Source organism: Paenibacillus mesophilus, assembly GCF_005938385.1.
Classification (GTDB): Bacteria; Bacillota; Bacilli; order Paenibacillales; family NBRC-103111; genus Paenibacillus_AB; species Paenibacillus_AB mesophilus.
Map to the genome: position 1 here is coordinate 1 of NZ_VCRA01000005.1, position 22,943 is coordinate 22,943.

A 22,943-nucleotide genomic window follows, 5' to 3' on the forward strand; every position below is an offset into this window, starting at 1 on the left:
TCTCGGTTTTCAGCGTTTGAACCATATGCTCAAGTAGTTGGCGAAACTGTTCGTTCGTCGGTCTTCCTCTCATCGGGCGGCTCTCTCCTTGCGATTGTCCAATCGTCGTTATGTCCTACTTATTCGGTCCCATCAGGCAATCCCTCCTTCTTTCACCGGCCTACGACTCCGGTTTACATATAAAAATGCATTTATATAAACCGGGTAAAAAAATATACATTCACTTGCTTGAAACCGATTATAACACAGCGATTTTTATTTTTAAACTACAATTAAATAAACCGGTATTTATATTTAAACCTAATTATATAAATCGGATATGATTTTTCGTTTTCGTTTCACCGTTTCTTCTCGCCTTTCGAGCGGTGCCGCCGCTGATAGCTGGCCATGGGGCACCTTGTGCGGGATGAGTTAACCGAGGCGGAGCGTCATAAGCTGGAACTAAAGAAGCTAGAGTATAATATTGGACCGGGGGTTCCAATACACTTCGGCAGCTTACAAGAGGAAACTAGACAAAGCGAAGATGAAGCAGAGCATACGAATCCGCTTCTTTTTCATTTTTATCCTCCTCTTGAACACAAAAAGGCACCGTCCCAATTAACACGCATACGCGCGATACTGAGAACGGTGCTTCCGTTCAAATTATATAGTTCCCTCGGTACTCTCCAACTCAATTAGGAGCTAAGGAGCTACTTCGTGACGCTCTACTCGTAGTGAAATTAATGGACAGTATTTATAATTAAATCACTTTATTTGCAATTAAAGGACTCTATTTATCATTAAAGTACTCTATTTATCACTAAAGATCTTTATTTATTCACATCACAGCGTGATGTTATACTCGAATAGCTTCAACATGCCGCAACCTCCTCCTGTAACAAAACCTTTTGTTACTCCTACCATGATTCGCGATACAGTCCCGCTGTCCTACCCGCTACTTCAATGAAGGAAGGGAGCAGTTACCGCGGCGTCTGCTCCCGTCTAATTCCACTATCGTCTTCGATAGGTGAACAAAGGCAGCCGTTCGGTCTGGCCGGCCGCCTTCGTGTATCTTTTCAGCACGATCTTACACCGGCTCTGTCGAAAGCATTCCACCGTCGCTGACTTTGACTTTGTACTTCGATCCGCTTGGGGAAAGCAACACAATTCCGTCATATTCCATGTCATTGTAGCTGGCAGTAAGCCGATTTCTCGTGCCGCTGTAGCTCGCACCGACGTTGCCGACCCCGTTTACGGTTCCGCCAGATCCGCTAATAACGAATGTACCGTTCACGATATTGTCTCGGGCCAGCACTTTAAGTCCGGAGGACCTTACGATCCCGATTTTGCCTGATGAGTATGTGCCTGTGATCATATTGCCCGACAGCTCGATATCCTCGAACCGGTCGTTGCCCAAACCGGTGATGAAGATGCCATAATTGCCGCTTGTGCCGTTAATGATATTTTCGCTGATCTTGATATGCCTGCCTTTGGCGGACAAATTCTGCGTAGTACCGAACTGCTCGATTCGAATCCGGTTCGTGATATTTCCCGTCACGAGAATACTCTCAAGATCAAGGGACTGCACGGTCAAATAAATGGATTCCTCTATAACATTGCCAGAGATCGTCACATTCGAGCTGTCGTCGATCCAAACTTTTTTGCGAAATGTATTACCGGCGATTACAGCCCGGGAACTGTTGTTCTCTACCTCGCAAGAGCCGTACGAATTATTGTCATCGTAGTTTCCAATGACCTTCAGCCACCCGTTCGATTGAATAAAATTGTAGCTGGTCGCATTTTGGCCGTTGTACGTTTTACAGTTCATGATGGTGGTGTTGTACGTTTGAGTGTTCTGAAAATGGCCCGCATTGCTCCCGACCGGCGCAACAGAGGTGCAGCCGATGATCTCAACGTTATGGAGATAATATTGAGGAGGCCCTGAATACTCATACTCACCGCCGCGCATATCCACCGAGTAGAAAAAGCCGCTGAAGCTGCAATTGTGGATTTTGATCCCTTTCACGTCACGACTTCTTCCCTGTACTTCAGCCGGTCCCATGCTAATCGCTCGCGCCTGAGTGGAATACGCGGAAGCCACAAAGTTCAGATTGCGAGCCTCAAAATCGCCTTCTTTCAGATAGATGCCGTAGGTTGCCTTGATCGTGCCCGTTCCGTCTAAAGTAATACCCGCCGTATTCACAAATACTTTGGTGATTGAGTATGTACCCGGCGGGAAATACAAAATATCTCCCGACGAGATGGCATCCAGCGCGTTTTGAATGGCGACCGTATCGTCCGTCGTGCCGTTGCCCACGGCTCCAAACCATCTGACGCTCGTAATGCGGTTCTCTAGAACGCGCTTGAATCGGGCGCCCGCAGTAGAGACAATAACGGTTCCCATATTGTCGGGGGAAGCCGTATCCGCCGGATCATAGATGAAAACGCCTTCCTTATCAGGATCGGTAACACAGTACACACTGCCAATGGGTGTGCTGTTCATGGAGCGCAGCTCCGCTACGGTGATCTTCAAAACAGAAGATTCGTCTATCAAGGTGGTTACCAAGGAAGGGACTTGAGCTTGAATGATCGCAGGGACCTCTGCCTGAATCATCGAAGGCACCCGTTCATCGATGACTTGCTCCGCCATAGTGCGAATTCCGATAGCGTTCCCGTTCGCCGATTTAGCCGAATTATATGTCGAATCGTTGACAGTGATGCCCTGATCCAAAGCGGACACACGGGATTGAAACAATCCTCCCGTTGCCAAAGCCACTCCCGCCATCCCCATGGAAGCGACCAGCGCCCGACGGCTAATTGACTTGCCCGCCTTGCTTTCAGCGCTTCCGGGCAACCCCGCCTGGTTTTTGTCCCCTTCGCCGACCATCTCGCATTCCACTTCGTTCTTGCTATTGTTGTCACCTGCCACTTGCCATTCCTCCTAATAGGGTATGGTCATGCTATTTCCATTAAACAATAACATGGGGGACTCTTCCTTCGCTGTGCTGCTATGAATGAGAATGAGTCGTTATTTGACTGAAATGAATCCATTGGGGCTGCTCGATGCTGAGATTTGCACCGATGTTAACTTTAGGTCTGTCATGAGCAACTTCATCGTATTGCCAAAAGCATACTTCACAGATTTCAAAGAGAGCGTCTTCTATACTATCGAAAGTAAAATAGTCGCAACAAGGACACTGCACTCTTACCATGTTTTATAGTCACCTTTTGATTACTTTCCCACTATTTCTGCGTTGCCGCCACGCTTTCCTGCCCGTTACTTCAATGCAGAAAGGGAGCAGTTGCCGCGACGGTCTGCTCCCTTGGTTCGTTCAACTGCTGAGCCAGTTTCACTTTACTTCTTCAAAAGGGTCAAGTTCTTGTCGTTCGTCCGCGACAAGAACTTGTCCGATTAAAATCAAAAACCAGGCTGACGGCCGAAGATTTCCTTGATGCGCACCGCGGCAATCGTTGCGTATTGAGGGGAACAACGGCGATGGAAGCGTTGCGAAAATAACCCCCGCAGAACCGACAATGGTGCTGTGATTTCGTAGCGATGCGTTTTACCGTTATGGCCTTTCATGCACGCCTTACATCGCTTCGACCGTACCGATGCAATTGTACGTTTCAGGTGTTCCGAGAGACGGACGATGGGTCGCCAAACCGCGATTAAACAATAAAGACCGGGTCAGGGAGACTCGGTCTTCTTTTACCCTGCTGATCTAAACTACCATGAAGTACTCCTAGTCAGTTGCCCTGCCTAAAACAGCTTTTTGAGGTCTTGTGCAGCTAGTGATTTTTTCAATAAACGCTTCATTGGAATCCCCCTGTTTTTTTCAAAGTAATAGATAAGCTTTATTTATAGGACACCATATTTTCTTCTGAATCGAATCCGGGCTCAACGTGAGCACCGGTACTATAAAAAATTAGTACTTTTTGGAAGCCAATCTTTATTTCATAATGATGGAGGGTTGCAACCACAACAAATCAATGATCCGGAGGTTATTATGATGAAAACATGGAAAGGTAAATTGTTAACGTTCATGCTTGCCGCTTTTACCCTGTTCGCTGCAACTTCTTCGGTCTCTGCGCGGATGTCGGAAGATCCTGTCGGGGGAGGGACAGGAGGAAGTACGGGCGGGAGTACTTCACCTTCATACTCGGTTCAAACCATTCCTTCTTTAACCACAGAGGCTGAATGGCAAAGCTCCAATGGCGGGCGTTACATGTACACTAGGGCCACACTTCAGCGCTCGGGAGCATTGGCCGGCCAGCTTGACGTCGTGACCCGAACGAAAAACAACGTCAAATTAACCGGATTTACCGGCGGAGTTTTCCTTTTGCTGAGAACAGCGGACGGAGCCGTCATCGGTGTAACCGACCAACAAAAATTCGGCGTAGACGGACAATGGATCGGCCGTTATGATCGGACGGATTACTGGTCCTGGTCCTTCGATCCGCAAGTCGCGGCAGCTACAGCCTACATGGAAATCATTCAACAGCATTCTGCGAAAGAGCTGGATGACCAAGTGGCCTACTGGCAAAGAACGGTGTGCGGCAACTTGGACCGTTTAGGCTTGCCTAAACCCCCTTATGGTTGTCCCCAATAAAGCAGGAATACAGTTACGCTGATATGAACGAAACCAGTATACGGTTATGAATATATGTTCAAAACGCTATTTGTGCCGTATATTCAAGGAGGGGGCAGCAAGGCTAGCCCCCTCCTCTCCAAATGAACGCGGCCGTCTACCGACTCCAGAAGAATGGCATCGCTCAGCTCGGTTACTGCTTCCACCGAGTCGACGATTTGGCCGCCGTGCTCGTCGCGCAGCTTGTCGGTATAGCCTTGCACCCGGGAAATGCTCAATTCGAAATCCGGGGAACCGCCCGGATAGGCAACGACAACTTTACCGCCCGATACATGGTACGTATGGGTTGAATCGTTCAGCAGCTGGGTAAAAGCGGAAACGTGGGACGTATCCAATCCGATAATCCGGAAATATTGCCTTTTCTGCGGATTTCACTTCGGGGGGATGCTCCCGCATGCGTCAAGCCAGGAATGCCATGTCCTTCTCTTCCACTTCTCCGTCCATCCGCTTGCCATTCAGCAGCAGCTCGATTTCTTGGACCGCGTATTTGCCGATCCGGTGCAGGCCGTTCGTCACGGAACCGGCAATATGGGAGGTCAGCACGCAATTGTTCAGACTACGGAACGGATGGTCTACCTCTGGAGGCTCGGGATCGGTTACGTCGATGCAGGCGAAGATGCGCTCTTTCTTAAGCTCCTCGATCAGGGCCGGTTCGTCGATGATGGAGCCGCGCGCCGTGTTGATCAGAATCGCGTTGTCTTTCATTTGGGCGAGGCGCTCGCTATTGATCATTTTGTAAGTGGAGGGCAACGATGGCGCATGAATCGACACGACATCGGAGCGGTTCAGCAGCTCTTCCAGCTCCACTTTGGTTGCACCGATCGCCTCGGCTTGCTCCACCGTTACGAACGGATCGACCAGCAGGACGGTAACGTCGAAGTTTTGCAGCAGCTTGATGTAGTGCCTGCCCGCTTTACCCGTGCCGATGACGCCGACCGTCACGTCGAACAGCTCGCGTACCCGCTGCTTCTCTTCGCCCCAGCCGCCATGCTGTGTATCTCGGGATACTTTCCACATATTTTTCAGGCTGGCGATCGTAAGGCCGAGCGCGGTTTCCGCTACTCCTTTGCCGAGAGGACCGTTCGCGCTGGATACTCGAATCCCTTTGTTCCACAGTTCCGGCGTCACGATCGGCTTTACGGTGCCGGCCGCATGGATGACCCCTTTCAGCCCGGGAGCCGCAGCCAATATAGTTCCGTCGAGACTCGGAGTCCCCCAGGAAGAGATGGCGATATCGGCGCCTTCAATCGTCTTGCGGATCGCTTCCGGAGCATTCGAGCCCGCTTCGATGCATACGACTTCTCCCCTCTTCTTCAACAGCTCCAGATGTTTTTCCGCGAGCACTTTTTGTCTCGAGCCCGCAGGCGGCAGTACGGCGATTCTCAATGACATTGTTTTCGACCTCGTCCCTTGTTTGGTTTGTCTGCTGAATGCTGATGTAATGTATTGGTCCCGAGATCGTACTCCCTCCTTGGAAGGCGGATCTGCATAATTTCTCGCGAATATCCGCAATATTTCGGCGGCGGAATCCCTGCGGGGCCGGATCGGCTTGCTCCGGCGGCTTATCCGAACAAGGTCGTGTCGCAGCTGGCGAATCCGACCGTGAAACTGTCGCCCGCAGCCCCCAGTTGAATTGTGGCGGAAACGCCCGTCGTCCCAGTGGCGGCGATCGCGCCGTTCGACGATCCATACATCGCGGACATCGCGTTCTGCGTCGATAACGAGCAGTAATGGCGGACATTGACGGCCGAAGTCGTGAACAAATCAGCGTCCAGCGCCCAAGACGTCGTGCCTGCGGGAACGGTGAATGTCCGCACCGCGTTGCTTCCCACCTTCACCCGCAGCGTGGCGTTCTGGCTCAGCGAGCATGGCCCTCGTAGCTTCAACCGAACGGTGTCGCCATAGATTGGGTATCCCCCCTTGAAGCTGACCGGCGTCCAAAGCGTCGTCTCCGCGGTCGTTCCGGTGACTGCCGACACGTGCTTTGTGGCGTATTGCCGGATCGACCGGGCGTCATCGTTGTCCAGAGCACCTTGGTCGGAGGCGTTCGCCCAAGACTGGATCGGTGTCGTGCAAGCGTCCGGAGTGCCGATGCCGAAGTCGATATTGTTGTTGAACCACGGCGTGTATGCCCGAACGCCGACGCCGCACCGGTAAATTTGCATGCGAAGCGTGTTCGGCGCTCCGCAGCCGCGCGTAAATTCGATCCCTACGCCGCAGTCGTGAATGCGGGTATAATCGAAATGGCCGGCCGTAGCACCGGCCGCTACGATTCCGCGAGCGAAACGTGTGATCAAGGTCGCGCTGGCCAGGCTGCCGTGCGCCAGGCTCAGAAACGAGTTCAGTCCGCCAAAAAACGCCCGGGAATTCGGAATGACGACGCCGGCCTCGCTCGACCCGTCATACAAGCCGCCGCTGACCGTCAGTCGGCCCAGACTGTTCACAACACTACCCTGCAGGCAGTTTTTCGCATGGCAGTTGGACAAGGACAGAGTGCCACCGTTCGAATAAAACGCGGTTCCCGACGTCGCGTTGACGACCTTCACGTTGCTGACGATCATATATGTGTACACCCCCGCGGCGAAAGCGTATCCGCCAGGAGTTGCCGCCATGTCGACTATCGCGGTTGGCACGTTTGGGTGGCCGCCCACGGCCGGGCCGTCGATGTAGATCGGCCGATCGCCCATGACAAGCGATTGCAGCGTTCCGAACCCGCCCGCGTAGGTGCCCGGGGCGAGCACGATCCGATGAAAGCCTACGTTGCGGCCAGTTTCCGCTTCGACCAGATCGCGGGCGGCGCCCAAGGTCAGCATCGGCTGTGCGGATGACAGCCCATCGTTGTCGTCGTTGCCCGCCGGGTCGACGTATATGCGCCGCGTATCGGCCGTTCGAGGCTTTACCGGCCATTTGTCCGTTCCCCGGACGACTCGGCCCGGTCCGTCGTGCCGGACGGCGTGAAAGCCGGAAACGCTGGCTGTCGTCACATACTCTCCGGCCGGCCACACCAGGACGGCGCCGCGTCTCGCGCTATAACCTACCGCGGTCTGAACCGCCGCGCTGTCGTCCGTAATGCCGTCCCCTTTGGCGCCGAACCATTTGACGTTGATCTCGTCGCCGAACAGGATGCGCTTGCACCTCGCTCCGCCGCTCGACACAACCGTCATCCCGTTATCGTCGGTAGTCGTGCTGTCGGACGGGTCGTAGCGGAAGCAGCCTTCCTGCCCTTCATCGGTGACGAAGTAGATCGTCTCGGCAGAAGGCGCGGTCTCCGCGCGCAGATCGGCCAGCGTCGCCGTCGCGACGAGTTCCCCGCCAAGCATCGCCTGGTGCCACTGGCCGTTCCCGTAGACGTGGCCGGACACTGACGAGCCGCCAGTCGGAGCGGCAAGCACGCTCCCGTATGCCCCGCCGAATGCGGCAAATGCACCTGCCGCTCCCAGGGAGGCGAGCAGCCGGCGGCGGCTGATCGTCCGCTCCGACGACGGACTTCCAGCGATATGCGTTCCGTCTTCCTGGCCACAGCTTGTCCTCACACTATTCCAATGCATGTCGCGCTCCGCATCGTTCTTGCACATATCATGCTCCTGCGTGCCCTCATCGTGCGCACCGTCGCCCTCCACTGAATCCTTCCATACACTTCTCCCGTCCAGCCATTTCGGATCATGCATCTCGATCGCCTCCATCCCGAATCAGTTTTCGACGCGCGGCGGCAGCCAGCCCTGCCGCGCGTCTGCTGCACCGCACTAGGCCCCGTGTTTGCCATGCCGTTCGTCAGGTTGCTTATCTGCCGTATATCCGTTTTGTGCATGCTTTACATGCTTAACGAAAGTTCCAATAGACCCGCTCTTTCCTTAAAACGTTATCTCTGCGACCGACATTTCGCCCCAAAAACGGATAGGATCGTCGTCGTTTCATTGCCATTCAGTCGTCGATATGCCAATCCAGCTTGATTTCGTTTCCCGTCCGGGAGGATCGATAAATGGCGTCGAGTATTAAATTGTTCGTGAAGCCGGTCGTCACGTTCGAGATCGGTTCCGTTCCGTTTCTCAGACATTCGATAAAATGACGGTACATCGCCTCCCGCGGATTGCCTGCGCCTTCTGGGATGTCCAGCTGCGTATCGACGATCTCTCCGGAACGCTCGGCGAATAGCTTGCCCTCCTTGCCCCGCAAAGAAGCGCCTCCATCCGTCCCCATCAGATGCACGAAAGGACCGTTTTGCTCCACGTTTCCGTTGACGGCCCAGCTCACCTCGAGCGACAAGGCGGTTCCGTCCTCCATCTTGATCATTGCTCCGGCCAAATCCTCGACGTCGAAGCTTCCTCCCCAGTCGTGTGTCCCCCACTTGCCGATGCCGCGGCGATGCGGGCCGAATTCGGCAAAGGTCGAACCGAATACAGATGCCGGCTTCGGATCACCCATCAAATACAACGCCAGATCGAGCATGTGCACGCCGATATCGATGAGCGGACCGCCGCCGGCCAGCTCCTTGCGCGTAAACCAGGTTCCCCAGCCGGGAATGCCCTTGCGACGGAACAGACCTGTCTTCGCGTAATAGATCCGCCCCAGTTCCCCGCTCTCCACCGTTTGCTTCAATCGCTGCGCCGCCGCTTCCCAACGCATCTGATGCGGGATCATAACGAACCGTCCAGCCTTCCGCTGCGCCCGCACGATCGCCTTGGCCGCTTCGAGGTCGATCGCCATCGGCTTTTCCAGAATGACATGCTTCCCGGCCTCCAGCGCCTGAATCGCCAAGGGAGCGTGGTACTTGTTCGGTACCCCGATAACGGCGACTTGAATGTTCGGGTCTGCGAGCAGCTCCTCCGCCGTCCGGTATACGGTTGCGATTCCGTTTTCGGTTGCCCGCTCCTCCGCGAGCGGTAGATGCACATCGGTTATCGCGACAGTTTCGGCTTCATCCGGCAGTTGCGAAATCGTCTTCACATGCACCTTGCCGATATTGCCCGCACCAATAATGCCGAACCTGATTTTTTCCTGTTCCTTCATTTCCGTTTCGCTCCTTCTCATTCCTAGACGTTGGCGTTTCCTTACTATCCGTTTCTTTCATTTAACAGCCAGCGATCGAGAAAATCATAAGCCGCTTTGCGAATTTCGGGCGGAAAGCTATGCTCCTTCGCTCCCATTAGGGACAGAAAGCGGTCCCCATAGCCAAGCCATTTATAAAGACCATACAAGTCCTTCGTCACGTCGCCGATAGACTGCCAATGCGGAAAAATCGCATCGCTCTGCGCGCTGTAATTCATGAACGGAGCCGGAGCGGCCAGCGCGATAATCTCGTGAAAATCAAACGGAACCATCCCGCGGCTCAAATCATCCGTTACCCTTGGCAGATGGGTGTAAGAGCTTGCTCCAGCCTGCCGCGCAGTTTCTCTCCGGCCCCAGTGCGTCGGTTTGTCATCCTTTGCAAATGGGCTCAAGCCGCAACTGGAGACAACGGCTTTGATGCGAGAATCCATGCCGGCCAAAAAGTAGCTGTTATAGCCGCCGAAGGAATGCCCGATGACGCCGATCCGATCGGCATCGACAAAGTTCTGCTCGCACAAGAAGTCGACGCCCTGCATATGATCGACTATATTTTTACCGACCGTGGACCATCCAAGGTGGCGTAAGTAAAAAGGGACACTATTGAAATAGTTGTACCCGACTTCGATTCGTTCCCCCGATGTCATGGCATCCGGAGCAAGCACTACGTAACCGCGGGATACAAGCTCCATGCCGTAGACATGATCCGGCTTGCCTTCCGGCAAGCAAACTCCTCGTTTTCCTATTTCACTTGTGGGATGAAGCGCAAGAACCGCCGGGAGACGGCCAGGGAGGACTGCCGTTCTCTCCTTGTTCAAGGGAAGGAGCAAGTAAGCGGTAATCTTATCACCGTGCACGGTATCGTATACGATATGGCGGCGTATATGATCGTTGCTGACCATTTCCCCGAGCACTTCATAACGGACGGGTACCCTTTCCGGAACTCCCCCGATGTAGTCCAGCCAAATGTCGCGAATCCTTTGTATTTTCTCGCGAAACTGCTCTTTCGTTTCTATACCGTCCAGGAGCGGGGGGACTCCCTCCCTATGCAATTTAAAAATATTGTAGGCCATAATTGTGTTCCTCCGTATACGCTACTTTTCTGCTTGCTTGGCCGACGCTATCTCCTTGTTCGCCAATTCCGCGGCTTCTCTCAATGCTGTATTCACATCTTTTTTGCCGGTGGCTACCTGATCGAAAGCCGCTATATATTGCTTTTGCACGATGGCGTTATACGGGGTCTGAGCCATCGGCTTGGCGTATTGCTTCGGTACGACGGCGTTGATATTTTTTCCTTTGTACTGCGGCACGTCAATACCGAACGATTTCCGAATGCTCTCATTTTGCAGAACGCTGCCGTCTCCCAGCTTGGAGCGGATCATCTGAACCTCCTCGGAAGTTAAATATTGAATGACCCGGAACGCCGCATCCCGATGCTTGCTTGTGCCCGGGATATACAAATAGGTCGGCGTCGCTTGCGGTCCGATGCCCGGCGCCTCAGGAAACGACGGAAATGCGATCATGTCCCAGTTCATGTCCCATGTCGTTAAGCCCGGATTCCCCGGAGAAGCGTACATGGCAGCTATTTTATCTTTGGCGAACAGGTTGGTCTGCGCGGCCCCGCTGATTGTCGCGAGGTCCACTTCGTTGCCGGGTATCTTGTAGAAGCGGGTCATAAGCTCCGTCCATCTTTTCCAGCCTTCATCGGCAAGCGCCTTATGCGTTTTCGAATCCGCATAGGAAAGGGACATCTGGTTTTTTTCCACACTCAATGTAGAGTTCATGACAAGCCCGCGATATTGCACGCCGCCTTCCGTGCGGGTCAACTTTTGTGCGACTTCGTAAATATCGTCCCACGTCATATTGTCGTTCGGATAAGGAACCCCGAATTTATCAAAAAGGTCTTTATTGTAGAAGAATGGCGCCGCGTTCATGATGACCGGCAGTCCATAGATGGCTTCCCCGCCCGAGATTGCCTTCTGGATATCAAGGGTGGTCGGGTATAGCTTCGTCAGGTCGTATTTATATGTTTTGATCAGATCCGAAAGATCCGCCTGCAACCGATAGTCGATAAACGAACTGAACGTCTGACTCTGCGAAACCATCATAATATCGATCGATTGACCGGTCGCCACCAATTCTTTCTCGGTCTGGCCGGGCCCCCTGGGAATGAAGTTCAATGTCAAATGAGGATACTTCGCTTTGATCAGGCTGCCGTAGGTGGTATCGAACCATTCTTGCGTTCGGGCTGTGGAAATCGTCTGGAAAATGTTTAATGTAATCGGCTCGGTGCCAACAGCGGCAGGTTGTTCTTTGTCAACTTGACGATTCCCGTTATCGGTATTGTCGTTTCCGCCGCATGCTGTCGCAACGGCGGTGAGGCAGGCGAATAACATAGCCATCTTCCTGAACTTCATCAGTCTCGCTCCCCTTTTAAAACCCGAATGATTGAAATCACTCCAGCGCTCTTTATATCCCGCCTACATCGCCGCAAATTCCGGCCACTTCAATTCGATGCCCGCCTGTTCAAGGAGCTGTTGGAAATCTTTCAGCGTTGCCTCGTGGTTCCGAACTTCGCGAGGCTGAATCTGTTTATCGAGGCAGTAGCTTGCCAAATATCCCGCAGCTTCACCTACATTCCATTCTACGGGATGCAAGCGGTAGCAGCCGTTCGTAATATGAGTCACGCCGAGATTTTTGCAAGCGGGCAGCAAATTTTTCATCCGAACCGGGATGAGGGAACCAAGCGGAATTTGAAACGGTAAGCAGGAAATATCGATATAATGCCTATTGCCGGTACTGGGATGGAGATCAATTCGGTAATACCCCACGCCCACGGAATCATGGAATGGCTCCGCGCGTCCGTCCGTCCTTGCTTCCGGGCTGATATGCTGCTCCAATACGGTAAATTCGGCCTTAATGCGTCTCGATTCACGGATATACGGATACATGGCAAGCCCGTCCTCCGTACCGACCACATCTTTACGAAGTCTTAGGCCGGGATAACCGGCTTTTCCGTCAGGGCGGGGCGCTTCGGTCTGCATCCAATAGAGGAGGGACAAGCTCAGTTGCTTGGCGCTTTCCAGATGCCGGTTTCGTTCCTCCTCCGACACATCGATAATCGGTCCGAGCCAGTAGTCATTTTGCTGCCAATTGACAATGGTGATGTCGCTGTCAAACGTTCCGTCCAAAAAATTTGACCTATCGATGATCCGCCGGTATCGCCATAAATCCGCTGTTTTGCTGAACAGGCCGAATTCGCGAGGCTGAAGCGTTCGGGGCAAAACACCGGTCCAATCAAGCAGCTTCCCGGGCCAAAAATCGGCTTGATACGATCGCCAGAAATCGTAGTCTCTCGGCCGTTCAATGGTATGGTCTTCTCCCTCGCAGTAATCAAGGGCAAACACATACGTGAACGCCTGCATGTCCATCGGAAGCGAGTCGCCGTCCACGGCGTGCGGCTCGCCGGTTTCACTTTTGGCTTCCGCTCCCGTCGTGTACTCCGTCCCGGTCATGGGCAGCAAGTCCCCGCATTCGGTAGCGTCCAGGAAGAAGGAAGCGACTATGGTCTCATCATGCCCCGTCTCCAGATTTCGCACGGTTACCGTATGCACCGTATCCCCGACTGTTTCTGCCTTGATAGGCACCCGGCGCATGAGCAGCTTCACTTTCCCGCTGTGCACATAAGGAGCCAGCATTTCCTGGAGCACGGCCAGCGCGCTGCGGGGATCGTGGCAAAGTCGGCTCACCGCTCCGTTTCCCGGATTCAGATTCGGCTTGCGACAGGCTTCCGCTGTCAAAGGAAAATTTCGACGATAATAGTTTCGAACCCCTTCGCGAAAGCTTCTGTAGCTGCGGGTGCAGCCAAATTGCTCGATCCACCTATGCTCGTCAGGCGGAACCGCCTGGCTAGTTAACTGTCCGCCGATCCATGCTGTTTCCTCCGTCATGACTACCGCTTTGCCCGTTGCGGCTGCCGCCAGCGCAGCGGCACAACCGCCGAGCCCCCCTCCAATGATCGCAATGTCGGCGTGAATCTCCAGTTTCGTATGAATCGCCTCAGCGCCCGTCAATTCCATTTCGTATGACTCCCCCGTTTCAGCGGTTCGCTCCGCCGACGCATTATCCAAACAAGTTGCCCCTTTTCATGCCGTTCTTCGTTTTTTGACATTCGAACTAGCTCCTTTCCGACAAGATTGCCTTTGAGCATGAATCGCAAAGGCTTCAAAAAAAATTATAGAGTTCGACCCATTTTGTCGTCTTCAAAAAAATTGACCGGATATCCCTGATAAATTGATCGCTTCCGTTTACTGACGTTCGTCGGCCATAAACTTGCAATTTGCGCTATTCTCATTTTTTTGGAATTGCCCTATAATGAAATCAAAAGAAGCGGGAACGGATCAATACGGAGGGAAGGGGGCTTTTGTTATGAAACTGAACGAGAGCTTGTTGAAAGCGCCACCCACTTTAAACGTCATTGTTGAAAACGGTTTCAAATCTTATCCTGTTTATGCGCGCAAAGACCACCTCCGCGCGCACAACTACTGTCTTCATACTCAACCCGGCATCGAAATCAATCTGACGATAGAAGGAAAAGCCGCCTATGTCATTGGAAATCATGTGAGTATGCAATATCCCGGCCAACTACTTGTATTCTCGGGCAAAGTGCCCCATCAAGTCTACATCGATCCCTCTTGCCAGTATAAACGAACAGTTGTCTGCTTTGACGAATCTAGCATGCGTGAAGCCGGTTTCCGCTTGGCACCGGATCTGGAAATGGTCCGTTTGCCGGCTCTGGCGTACCAACAAGTCCATTTGGAGCCGGAGATGTTTGCCGATATCAAACAAATCGCTTCCCGTCTGTCGGATGAAATCCAAGTGAAGCATACCGGATGGAAGCAAGTCGTGAGCTCCCAGCTCAGCATTTTGTCCGTGTACATTCGCCGCAGCATGGAAGCTTCGGCGAATATCGGTAACCAAGATATCGTGTCGCTTTGCTGCGATTATATCGTCGAGCATTTGCCGGACAACCTTTCGTTAAAGCATGTGGCCAGCATGTTCCACGTCAGTCCGGAGCACTTGATCCGGCTGTTCAAACGTGAAAAAAATATTACATTTTACCAGTTCGTTCTGCAACAACGCGTGTCGGAGAGCAAACGGATGCTTCTGAACTGTCCCAATATGACCTTGACGGATATCGCCTATGCTGTCGGTTTTCCATCAGCGGCGCAATTTTCCCGGATATTTAAAACCTCAACCGGGACACTTCCCAGCCAATTTCGTTGTCCTCTTCAGCCGCACAGATAACGAGCGGATTCTCGACATAATTCTCGACCGAATGCCATACGAGATGAACCAGCTCGCGGCCGACATGCTCCAGACGCTCGTTTATCACTTCCAGCCCAAGCTTGTACGGCTTCTTCTCGTTCGTGAACGTAAATTTGTAGTTGGTAATTAACTGCCACTATCGACTTCGTTTATACATTTTCCCGAGATGGGACGGCCTATAAAAATTTTCAAATAACGAATAAAACCCCGTCCAGCCAAAGCCGAACGGGTTATAGCACGATATCATGTAGAGGAACGAGATTCCAGTATTCCCTCATTAGATCGAATTCCTCAGTCGTTCCAAACATCTTCCATCAGTTTCTTCATATACCGAGCTCGTTCCTCTGTTGCCTCGCTATCTACTACCCATACCCCTTCGTGAAGAACGACAAATCGTTACGTAACACCACAATGTTCTTGTTTGCCAGCTTCGCAAGAATTTCCGATGTCGGATGTCCTTATTTATTTTTGCCGGATTGGATGACCGCATACCTTGGGTTGACACGTTCCAGGAAAGGATTACTCGTCGAAGAATTGGAGCCATGGTGCCCGATTAGCAGAACATCGGCTTTCAGCATTGTGCTACTCGTCACAAGATCTGCTTCACTCTTGGTTTCTGCGCCACTGCATCATTTCAATCCCACGTTTACGCTTTCTCAGCGCTGTCCATTAGTCAACAATTCCGAGCGATGGTCATATTTTTCCTGCTATCGGCTCGCCTGACTTGGCTGAACGCGCTGATGCAGAAAAGCCGTCCGGCAAGCCGGACGGCTGATAACAACGTCGAATTTGTTGGGTAAAAAGTTAGCTTCACAGCTGATTAACCGCATCGGACCACGACATGCGATAAAAATTGAGCCGGAGCGGTTAGCTCAGCTCAATCTTTTTCCGTCTTGCCGGTCGGAGCAGCGCGAAGCTGCTGGCGAGCAGCACGAGAGCGCCGAATACATAAGGAAGCTCGATGCGGATATCGAATAACACGCCCGCCAGCGCCGGGCCGAATATGGTGCCAATGCTCGTATAAGCGTTGCTCATCCCGGCCACGAAGCCTTGGTCCTGCCCAGCATCCTTGGACAGCAGCGTATTGATCGTCGGGCGCAAAATGTTGTTGAACGTAAAAAAAAGCGAGGTTACGGCCATTACATAGATGAATTGCCCCGAGAACAGCAGACAGACGAGCGATACTGCCGACAGCAGCAGCATGGCGGCAATGATCCGCCTCTCGCCGAATCGCCTCGAGAGCCTCTCAGTCAGCACGATTTGATTGAACGTGCCGATCAAGGAGCATAAGGTGATCAGCACGGCAATTTCACGTGTTGTAAATCCGTAGCCCTGAACGACATATAGAGGAAAAACAGCTTCGAAATGCGTAAGGCCGAACGTCATCGCAAACACGATCAGCAGCATAAGGAAATAACGTGACCGAACCGAAAGCGCGATTTGGCGGAACACATGATCCCGCTTCTCTTTCGCCCACATTCGCTTCCGCCGCAGTTCCTCCGGCAGTGATTCCGGCAGCATTCGCAGGCTGCAAGCCATGGCCAGCACTCCGATGCAGGCGGAGGCGAAAAACGGCGACTTGATGCCCCATTCGGCAAGCAGGCCTCCGATGCCGGGACCGATAATGAATCCGGACGACATCGAAGCGCCGATCCATGACATCGCTTTGTTTCGATTCTTGTCGGTCGTAATGTCGGCGGCGTAAGCGATGATGGACGGGACGAGGGCGGCCGAGCCCATCCCGCCGATCAATCGCGAAACGAACAGCAGGGACAAGTCCTCCGCAGCAGCCGCCGCCAGATTGGAGACGGCGAACAGGATCAGCCCGGTTACGATCATCGGCTTGCGGCCGAAACGATCGGATAGATTACCCGCGATGGGCGAGAACAGGAATTGCGTCAAGCCGAAGCTGGAAACCAGATACCCCGCCGCTTGTCCACCCGCCCCGTACTCCCGGAGAAGATCCGGCATAATCGGAATGACGATCCCCATGCCGAGATTGGCGAGAAACATATTCAGCAGCAGCAGCGGAAAAGCAGATTTGGAAAGCATTCGTTACCTCTTTTGTCTGGAATGTCGAGTTACAGCTTCCGTTCCTTTGGATGGGCTCTGGCGGCATGACCGGCGCGCCGTCTCCGGTTCATTCGACAGAAGCATTCGCCAGCGCTCCCGCGACGATCTTCCCTGCGAATAATACCGCTTCGCGGCCCGCCCTGCGCGCCACCGCCTCCGCAGAGCATGAAGCCCGGACGAATACTGCGTCGGCCGCGTCTCCGACGGCTGGCCATACCCTCAGGCCATCCGCGTTCAGCGGTGTGACTCCCCCGGTGATGAAGCCGAGCGATTCTTCTAGCGAACGCTCGTCCACGAACCGGTACAGCTCGGCGAGCCTTCCCGCCTTCTCGAGACAGTCGCCGGTACCGAACGGAGACCAATGGTCGGTTATGCTGTCGTTGCCGAGCTCGACGCGGACGCCTTTGCTGCTCATCATCGGAATCGGCATGATCGTGCCTCCGAACGGAACAGTCGAGGTGACGGAGATGCCGAGTCCGGCGAACCGCTCCGCTAGCTCGGCGGCAGCGGTCCCGTCGCCCGCAAAGCCGAAGGCGTGGCTGGCCGTGACGCGGCCATGCCAACCCGCATCCTCCGTCAGATCGGCGAGCCGGTGCATCGTGGCGATACCGGCTTCGCCGCGGTCATGAATATGGATATCGACTCCCGCATTCGCTTCAGCGGCGATGTCCATGATCGTTTGCAGCGACTTCCCGATGTCCCCGTCGACGGACGACGGGTCTACGCCGCCGACATGGGTGGCGCCGTACTTCATCGCCTCCCGGACAAGCCCTACCGCATCCGAGCGAAGCAGGCCGTGCTGCGGGAAGGCGACGACCTCGGCCGACAGCTTACCCTCGAAGGCGGCCAGCGCCCGCACCGTCGCTTCGAGATTTTGCAGGCCGACAACCGGATCGATATTGCAATGAGTCCGCACATGGGTGGAGCCGTAGCCGAGCAGCATTTGCAGCATATTCTCCGCACGCTCTTGCGCCGTCGGCAGCAATTTCGGCAGCAGCTCGCGCTCCTCCGCGATTCTTCCGAAAATGCCGGAGACGGGACGCACCGCTTGCCACGGACCGCTGTAATATGTTTTATCGATATGAATATGCATTTCCTTGAAGGCCGGCAGCATCAGCAGTCCGGCTGCATCCAGCCGCGGAAGGCCGTCCGCGGGCTCGCCGCCGCTCGCGGGTACGATAGCGGCAATACGGCCGTTATCCACGAGAACATGGCAAAGCTCCGTCTCAGTTCCGACAATGTCGCCTTCCTCGCGGCAATAGCCGCTTTCCAGGCGGGCGTTCGTGAGCCAATACACCGAATGCGTCATCCCATCACCCTCTCTCCAGCGATCCCGACACGACCGCTCCTTTGTACATAACTGCCGGACGATTCGCTCTCCGGGCGACCGCCTCAGCCGAGCAGGACGCCTCGGCAAACACGATGCTCGCTTCGTCGCCCGGCTGCGGCCACACCCGCTGCCCGTCCTTCGCAAGCGGCGTACGGCCTCCCGTAATGAAGCCTAGCGTTTCGGAGAGCGCCGGCTCCGTGCCTCTTCCGAAACGCTCCGCAAGCCGTCCGGCCCTCTCGAGAATGTCGCCGTTTCCGAAGGGCGACCACGAATCGAAAATGTTGTCGCAGCCGACCGCAACCTGTACCCCTCTAGCGTGAAGAAACGGGACCGGCGGTATGGAACGACCGAGCGGTACACTTGTAATGATCGTGATGCCGAGCCCGGCGAGCTGCTTCGCTATGTCTTCTGCTTCCTGCCCGGCCATATCGGCGAGCGCGAACGCATGGCTGATCGAGACGCGACCCTGCCAACCCGCCTCCTCCGTCAATTGCGCCAGCCGTCTGATCGTATCCAGCCCGGGGCGCCCCCCGTCGTGCAGGTGCAAGTCGACATCGGCATTCGCTTCTACGGCCAGCTCCATCGTCGTTTGTAGCGATCGCTCCATATCGCCGTCGACGGCGTGCGGATCAACGCCTCCGACCAGACCGCAGCCCTGGCGTAGAGCCTCCCTAACGAGCCCGGATAAGTTTGTGCGTAGCAGCCCATGCTGCGGAAACGCAACGATTTCGTACGACAATTTGCCGTCGAAGGCAGCCAGCGCCTCCTGCACCGCCTCCAGGTGACGAAGCCCGGCTTCCGGGTACAAGTCCACATGCGTACGGACATGCGTCGAGCCGGAGTGGAGCAGGATGCCGAGCAGCGTCTCGGCGCGCTCCTTCATCGAGGTTGCCAGCCGCGGCAGCGTGTTTTTTCGATATCGAACCGCTCGAATATCGAAGCGACGGGTCGAACGGGACGCCACCGGTCGCCGAGCAGCGTTTTGTCCAGATGGCAGTGCTTCTCTACAAATGAGGGCAGCGCGAGCCGGCCGTGCGCTTCCAGAACGGGCAAATTTGCACCTGCACCCGCTTCGGTAAGCGGTTCGTTTTCGGTCGCAATCTCCGTTATCGTCCCGTTTTCGATCCGCAGATTGAAGAAGCCGGTATTCGTTCCAACAATAGCACCGTCCTCGATCACATGTCCCGTCTCGAGGCGCACCTGTTTCAGCCAATAAGCTTGATGCATATGGTTTCCCTCCCGATCTATCGTTTATTTATTCCGCCGGTTCCATGTGGTTTTCCGGTCATGCATGCTGTCTAATTGTATGTTACCATTGCGGAATGTATAGGAATAATATTAATAAAATTGTGCATTCATATGTTTTTCATATGATGAATGAACAAGAAACAAAAATAAAGGTAAGCACCTGTTGAAACTATTTTCTAAACAAAACAAATATACAAATAGAGGACGGTACAAAGGAGGTAGTGCGGTTGGGCGAGCTGCGCCTTATCAAGAAAATCCGGCGAAGCGGCGACCGCGCCGCCACCGATGAACTGGTGCGGCATTATTACGACGAGATTTACTGCTTTGTGAGAAAACAAATCTCAAACGCGGACGTCGCCTTGGACCTGACACATGAAATCTTTATCTCCGTGCTCAGGACAATCGGACATTACGATGCAAGGAGAGGCGCTCATTTCCGAACATGGCTGTACCGGATTGCCGCCAATAAGGTTGTGGACTGGTTCCGCTCGCGCGCCTACCGCGTTATGGCCCGGAGCGTCAGCCCGAGCCTGGAGGGATGACACGGTATAAGGCTGAAGATGCGAGGTGGGAGATTGCAGGAATGATCGTTGTTCTAAGCGTCGGCGCGGGATGTTTCGCCTTTATCCTTGCGCGGTTCAGTACGAATGTGGTGACGATGCTGATTAAAACGGTTCCCGTCGGCGTTGCGGTTGCGGGGATAGCCGTACTTTCGGTAAACATGGCCTTATCGTATAACAACGTCGTTTTCAGTGCTATCTTCCGTGGCAAACTGGACGCACCCGAAATTCTCGTATGCGCATCTGTTGCGGTTATCGGTATGATTGGAGCCACAGTTGTCGCCAAGCGGGAAAAGAGTGTGGTCGTCTCGTAGGAACTATTGCGAATGTGCAGCTGCTATCAAGTGTAGCTTGTGGAGTTATCCTGCCGCCCTATTTGCGACTCGAATCTCCATGTTCGCCGCCAACGCTCTCGCTTTGCAGCAGTGCGATGAAGTTTTGCGCCGCTTTGGATAGCTCGTGGTCCTTCAGCCAGATAAGCACGGAGGATGCCGCTAAGGTAGAGCCTTCGATCTCGTACGCTTGTACGTCGTAGCCGCGATGTACGCGCAGCGTGGTTTCGGGGACGATCGTCGCGGCAAAATCGGCCGATACGAGTTCAAGCAGCATGGCGATATCCGAGCATTCGCAGATGACATTCGGCTGCAGACGCCTTCGCGAAAACTCCTCCACGATCATCTGGTATACGCCAAGTCCGGCTGTGCTCGGCAGGACGAGCGGATGGCCGGCAAGCTGCTCGAACGTCACTTTTCCATGCACCGCTTTGCCGCTTCCGGCCGTAACGAAATAAAACGGCTCGGTTCGCAGATGCATGATCGAGAACTCGCCGAGCTCGAGCGGGAAGCGGACAAGGGCCAGCTCGATCGCCCGCTCTTTCACCATTTTGCATAGCTGTGCCGATTCGTTTTGCTGAATTTTGTACGTAATTCTCGGATACCGCTCGCGAAAAACCCTCAGCAGATTCGGCAGCCGTTCGTCGGACAGCGTATTGACCCCGATCGTCAATTGCCCGCTCAGCCCGTTTCCGGTATCCTTCACCTCGATTTGCGACTCTTCCATTAGCTTCACGATGCTGATCGCCCGCTTGTACAAAATCGTCCCCGCCCGCGTCAGCTCGAACTGCTTGCCGCTGCGCTCGACCAGTCTTACGCCCAACTCCCGCTCCATCAAGCGAAGCTGCTGGCTAAGGGGCGGCTGGGCGATATGAAGCCTTCGGGCCGCGGCCGTAATTTGCCGTTCTTCCGCAATTGCGATAAAGTAGCGGAGCTGTCGTATATCCATTCGCGCACTACTCCTTGGGTGCCATACGTTAAAAGTATGGAAATTTACCTTCATTGATGTTTAACATATACGCTATCGTAGCATATGCGCTGTGCAAGCGGAAGGCCGTAGCTGCGTTTGCGCGTAGCCCCGCTGGGACCCAATAAGTTCGGGCTTACCGGCCTACTAACACCCATGATCCTTTCCAAAGCCGGATCATATAAACGAGGCTTACGGAAGCTGCGGCCGTAACTCCAACCTTCCGCAACCGTGGACTGGCGAATCGATGCGGCTCCGTGTCGCAGATAAGCGAGCAGCTGTCCGATCGGCAGCGAAGTAAATCGACGGTTCCTTGCTACAGTGGCAGTAATCACAATGATAACCTTACGGATCAATGATTCTGCACTCTTCAAGGTAGAGGGATCTTTGGAGTTCTCGAATTTTTACTTGGGTGTAGTTAGCAGATTTCACTGCATTCACCCGCTCTTACCTCCATCGATACCCGTGAACAAAGCAAGGGTGCTTTCCTCCCCCAGGTTGTGTTGTCCTGGGTTCACAGGTACTTCCACCCTCTCCGACTCCCTTCCCGCCGCTACCCATTTCACCCTTCGGGCTTATAGGTTCGCGCTTTACGACGCTGTCGTGCTAGGTAAGATCTCCCTAGTTCCAGTCATAACTGTGGCTGCATGCCGATCCCCATACACCGGAAGGTTCATCCGCGCTGCTTCTCCAAAGTCCTTCACGCGTACCGTGGCCTTCGCCATTCAATACAAAGCTCGGCTCCCTCTTGTCCCTTTCGGGTTCGATATGACGATGCGGCAGGATTCACTTTATGCTCAAATAAACACCTGAGTCGGCCGAAATAAACAGTTTCATATGGTCCTTTCCTCCTCTAATTTACTTTGTTCAGCTGCCTCGAACGGATGAGCAGCCGACTTCCCAATCCCGGATTAATCGGACCGGCAGCTGCTCCTCGCCAGAGTTAACCGTAAATAAATCTTTGACCAAACAAATTTCTCCCGGCCATTGGTTGCGAATTGAGGAGATAACATGCCATAAAGATGTTCGCCGTGGATATAAGACCGCCATTCGGGATGCTCCCCCCTACAAAGCGGGAGCAGGCTTATTCCATCTACAATCTTAGGGGACGGCACGTCCACCGCGTGAAGCAACGTCGGCATAATATCCTGCAGTTCTATTACCTCATTGACCCGGATCCCTCCTTGCAAGGCATTGATCAGGCGGGGCCGATCTGGTCGTCAATATGGGTGATCAGCGCATAAAAGGCCGCTCGTGCATGGTGCGGCGGATATAGCGGCGAATGAGGGTGGACGAATGAGGTCCATAAAGTCGAGCAGGTGGCCAAGCCTGCAGAAGTATACGACAACATCGCCTCAAACCTTGACACGGAAGGAGGAAGGAAGAAGAAGGCAAGGACTGGAAGCCTGCTTTAAGGCTGTTCCAGTCCTTCTT

General features: G+C 54.0%; 16 protein-coding genes and 1 pseudogene. 4 read left to right on the top strand and 13 right to left on the bottom strand.

Annotated elements, in window-relative coordinates; translation table 11 throughout:
* Window positions 1-1,066: 1,066 nt before the first annotated feature.
* Together FE783_RS10020 and FE783_RS38940 are read right to left on the bottom strand one after the other, a co-directional pair.
* Window positions 1,067-2,908, bottom strand: a complete 1,842-nt coding sequence (locus FE783_RS10020; RefSeq protein ID WP_138879219.1) for a glycosyl hydrolase family 28-related protein — start codon at window positions 2,906-2,908, stop codon at window positions 1,067-1,069.
* Window positions 2,909-2,987: 79 nt separating this feature from the next.
* A complete protein-coding gene (locus FE783_RS38940; protein WP_138879220.1) occupies window positions 2,988-3,191 on the bottom strand; it encodes a CPCC family cysteine-rich protein in 204 nt (67 codons plus the stop codon).
* Between the two features lie 795 nt (window positions 3,192-3,986).
* On the opposite strand from FE783_RS38940, the gene FE783_RS10030 reads away from it, so the two are divergent.
* Window positions 3,987-4,589: a hypothetical protein gene (locus tag FE783_RS10030; RefSeq protein ID WP_238402976.1), complete on the top strand. Its 603-nt coding sequence runs from the start codon at window positions 3,987-3,989 to the stop codon at window positions 4,587-4,589.
* 83 nt (window positions 4,590-4,672) lie between these two features.
* Here FE783_RS10030 and FE783_RS10035 read toward each other — a convergent pair whose 3' ends face one another.
* The 7 genes from FE783_RS10035 to FE783_RS10065 form a co-directional block, all read right to left on the bottom strand.
* Window positions 4,673-4,963: a hypothetical protein gene (locus FE783_RS10035; protein WP_202916168.1), complete on the bottom strand. Its 291-nt coding sequence runs from the start codon at window positions 4,961-4,963 to the stop codon at window positions 4,673-4,675.
* Window positions 4,964-5,027: 64 nt separating this feature from the next.
* The gene (locus FE783_RS10040; protein ID WP_138879221.1) at window positions 5,028-6,020 is read right to left on the bottom strand and encodes a hydroxyacid dehydrogenase; all 993 of its coding nucleotides are present in this window, start codon (window positions 6,018-6,020) and stop codon (window positions 5,028-5,030) included.
* Between the two features lie 170 nt (window positions 6,021-6,190).
* Window positions 6,191-8,296 (bottom strand): glycosyl hydrolase family 28-related protein, encoded by a 2,106-nt coding sequence (locus FE783_RS10045; protein ID WP_158301704.1) that lies wholly within the window; start codon window positions 8,294-8,296, stop codon window positions 6,191-6,193.
* 253 nt (window positions 8,297-8,549) lie between these two features.
* Window positions 8,550-9,635 carry a Gfo/Idh/MocA family protein gene (locus FE783_RS10050; RefSeq protein ID WP_138879223.1) on the bottom strand — a complete coding sequence of 362 codons (1,086 nt, stop codon included), beginning with the start codon at window positions 9,633-9,635 and terminating at the stop codon, window positions 8,550-8,552.
* A 44-nt stretch (window positions 9,636-9,679) separates the two neighbouring features.
* Complete coding sequence (locus FE783_RS10055) at window positions 9,680-10,744, bottom strand: alpha/beta hydrolase family protein (RefSeq protein ID WP_138879224.1); 1,065 nt, start codon at window positions 10,742-10,744, stop codon at window positions 9,680-9,682.
* Between the two features lie 21 nt (window positions 10,745-10,765).
* Window positions 10,766-12,088 carry an ABC transporter substrate-binding protein gene (locus FE783_RS10060; RefSeq protein ID WP_138879225.1) on the bottom strand — a complete coding sequence of 441 codons (1,323 nt, stop codon included), beginning with the start codon at window positions 12,086-12,088 and terminating at the stop codon, window positions 10,766-10,768.
* Between the two features lie 63 nt (window positions 12,089-12,151).
* Window positions 12,152-13,750: an FAD-dependent oxidoreductase gene (locus tag FE783_RS10065; RefSeq protein ID WP_138879226.1), complete on the bottom strand. Its 1,599-nt coding sequence runs from the start codon at window positions 13,748-13,750 to the stop codon at window positions 12,152-12,154.
* A 349-nt stretch (window positions 13,751-14,099) separates the two neighbouring features.
* Here FE783_RS10065 and FE783_RS10070 point away from each other — a divergent pair, with 349 nt between their 5' ends.
* Window positions 14,100-14,978 carry an AraC family transcriptional regulator gene (locus tag FE783_RS10070; protein ID WP_158301705.1) on the top strand — a complete coding sequence of 293 codons (879 nt, stop codon included), beginning with the start codon at window positions 14,100-14,102 and terminating at the stop codon, window positions 14,976-14,978.
* Window positions 14,979-15,866: 888 nt separating this feature from the next.
* Here the strand turns inward: FE783_RS10070 and FE783_RS10075 are convergent.
* From FE783_RS10075 to FE783_RS10085, 3 genes and pseudogenes are all read right to left on the bottom strand, one after another.
* Window positions 15,867-17,051: an MFS transporter gene (locus FE783_RS10075; protein ID WP_138879228.1), complete on the bottom strand. Its 1,185-nt coding sequence runs from the start codon at window positions 17,049-17,051 to the stop codon at window positions 15,867-15,869.
* Between the two features lie 88 nt (window positions 17,052-17,139).
* Entirely contained in the window at window positions 17,140-18,381 is a 1,242-nt protein-coding gene (locus FE783_RS10080; protein WP_138879229.1) for an amidohydrolase family protein, read from the bottom strand.
* 4 nt (window positions 18,382-18,385) lie between these two features.
* A pseudogene (locus FE783_RS10085) lies at window positions 18,386-19,629 on the bottom strand (amidohydrolase).
* Between the two features lie 248 nt (window positions 19,630-19,877).
* Here FE783_RS10085 and FE783_RS10090 point away from each other — a divergent pair.
* Both FE783_RS10090 and FE783_RS10095 read left to right on the top strand, forming a co-directional pair.
* Complete coding sequence (locus FE783_RS10090; RefSeq protein WP_158301706.1) at window positions 19,878-20,192, top strand: RNA polymerase sigma factor; 315 nt, start codon at window positions 19,878-19,880, stop codon at window positions 20,190-20,192.
* 41 nt (window positions 20,193-20,233) lie between these two features.
* On the top strand, window positions 20,234-20,524 hold the full coding sequence (locus tag FE783_RS10095) for a hypothetical protein (protein ID WP_138879231.1): 291 nt from the start codon (window positions 20,234-20,236) through the stop codon (window positions 20,522-20,524).
* 58 nt (window positions 20,525-20,582) lie between these two features.
* Here the strand turns inward: FE783_RS10095 and FE783_RS10100 are convergent, their stop codons facing one another.
* Window positions 20,583-21,491, bottom strand: coding sequence for a LysR family transcriptional regulator (locus FE783_RS10100; protein WP_138879232.1), 909 nt, complete (start codon window positions 21,489-21,491; stop codon window positions 20,583-20,585).
* Between the last annotated feature and the right edge of the window lie 1,452 nt (window positions 21,492-22,943).

Coding starts and splice junctions, on each gene's coding strand:
- FE783_RS10100 (WP_138879232.1), bottom strand. CDS start 21,491: ATGGATATACGACAGCTCCGCTACTTTATCGCAATTGCGGAAGAACGG.
- FE783_RS10055 (WP_138879224.1), bottom strand. CDS start 10,744: ATGGCCTACAATATTTTTAAATTGCATAGGGAGGGAGTCCCCCCGCTC.
- FE783_RS10045 (WP_158301704.1), bottom strand. CDS start 8,296: ATGCATGATCCGAAATGGCTGGACGGGAGAAGTGTATGGAAGGATTCA.
- FE783_RS10065 (WP_138879226.1), bottom strand. CDS start 13,750: ATGGAATTGACGGGCGCTGAGGCGATTCATACGAAACTGGAGATTCAC.
- FE783_RS10050 (WP_138879223.1), bottom strand. CDS start 9,635: ATGAAGGAACAGGAAAAAATCAGGTTCGGCATTATTGGTGCGGGCAAT.
- FE783_RS10060 (WP_138879225.1), bottom strand. CDS start 12,088: ATGAAGTTCAGGAAGATGGCTATGTTATTCGCCTGCCTCACCGCCGTT.
- FE783_RS10080 (WP_138879229.1), bottom strand. CDS start 18,381: ATGACGCATTCGGTGTATTGGCTCACGAACGCCCGCCTGGAAAGCGGC.
- FE783_RS10070 (WP_158301705.1), top strand. CDS start 14,100: ATGAAACTGAACGAGAGCTTGTTGAAAGCGCCACCCACTTTAAACGTC.
- FE783_RS10030 (WP_238402976.1), top strand. CDS start 3,987: ATGATGAAAACATGGAAAGGTAAATTGTTAACGTTCATGCTTGCCGCT.
- FE783_RS38940 (WP_138879220.1), bottom strand. CDS start 3,191: ATGGTAAGAGTGCAGTGTCCTTGTTGCGACTATTTTACTTTCGATAGT.
- FE783_RS10095 (WP_138879231.1), top strand. CDS start 20,234: ATGATCGTTGTTCTAAGCGTCGGCGCGGGATGTTTCGCCTTTATCCTT.
- FE783_RS10040 (WP_138879221.1), bottom strand. CDS start 6,020: ATGTCATTGAGAATCGCCGTACTGCCGCCTGCGGGCTCGAGACAAAAA.
- FE783_RS10075 (WP_138879228.1), bottom strand. CDS start 17,051: ATGCTTTCCAAATCTGCTTTTCCGCTGCTGCTGCTGAATATGTTTCTC.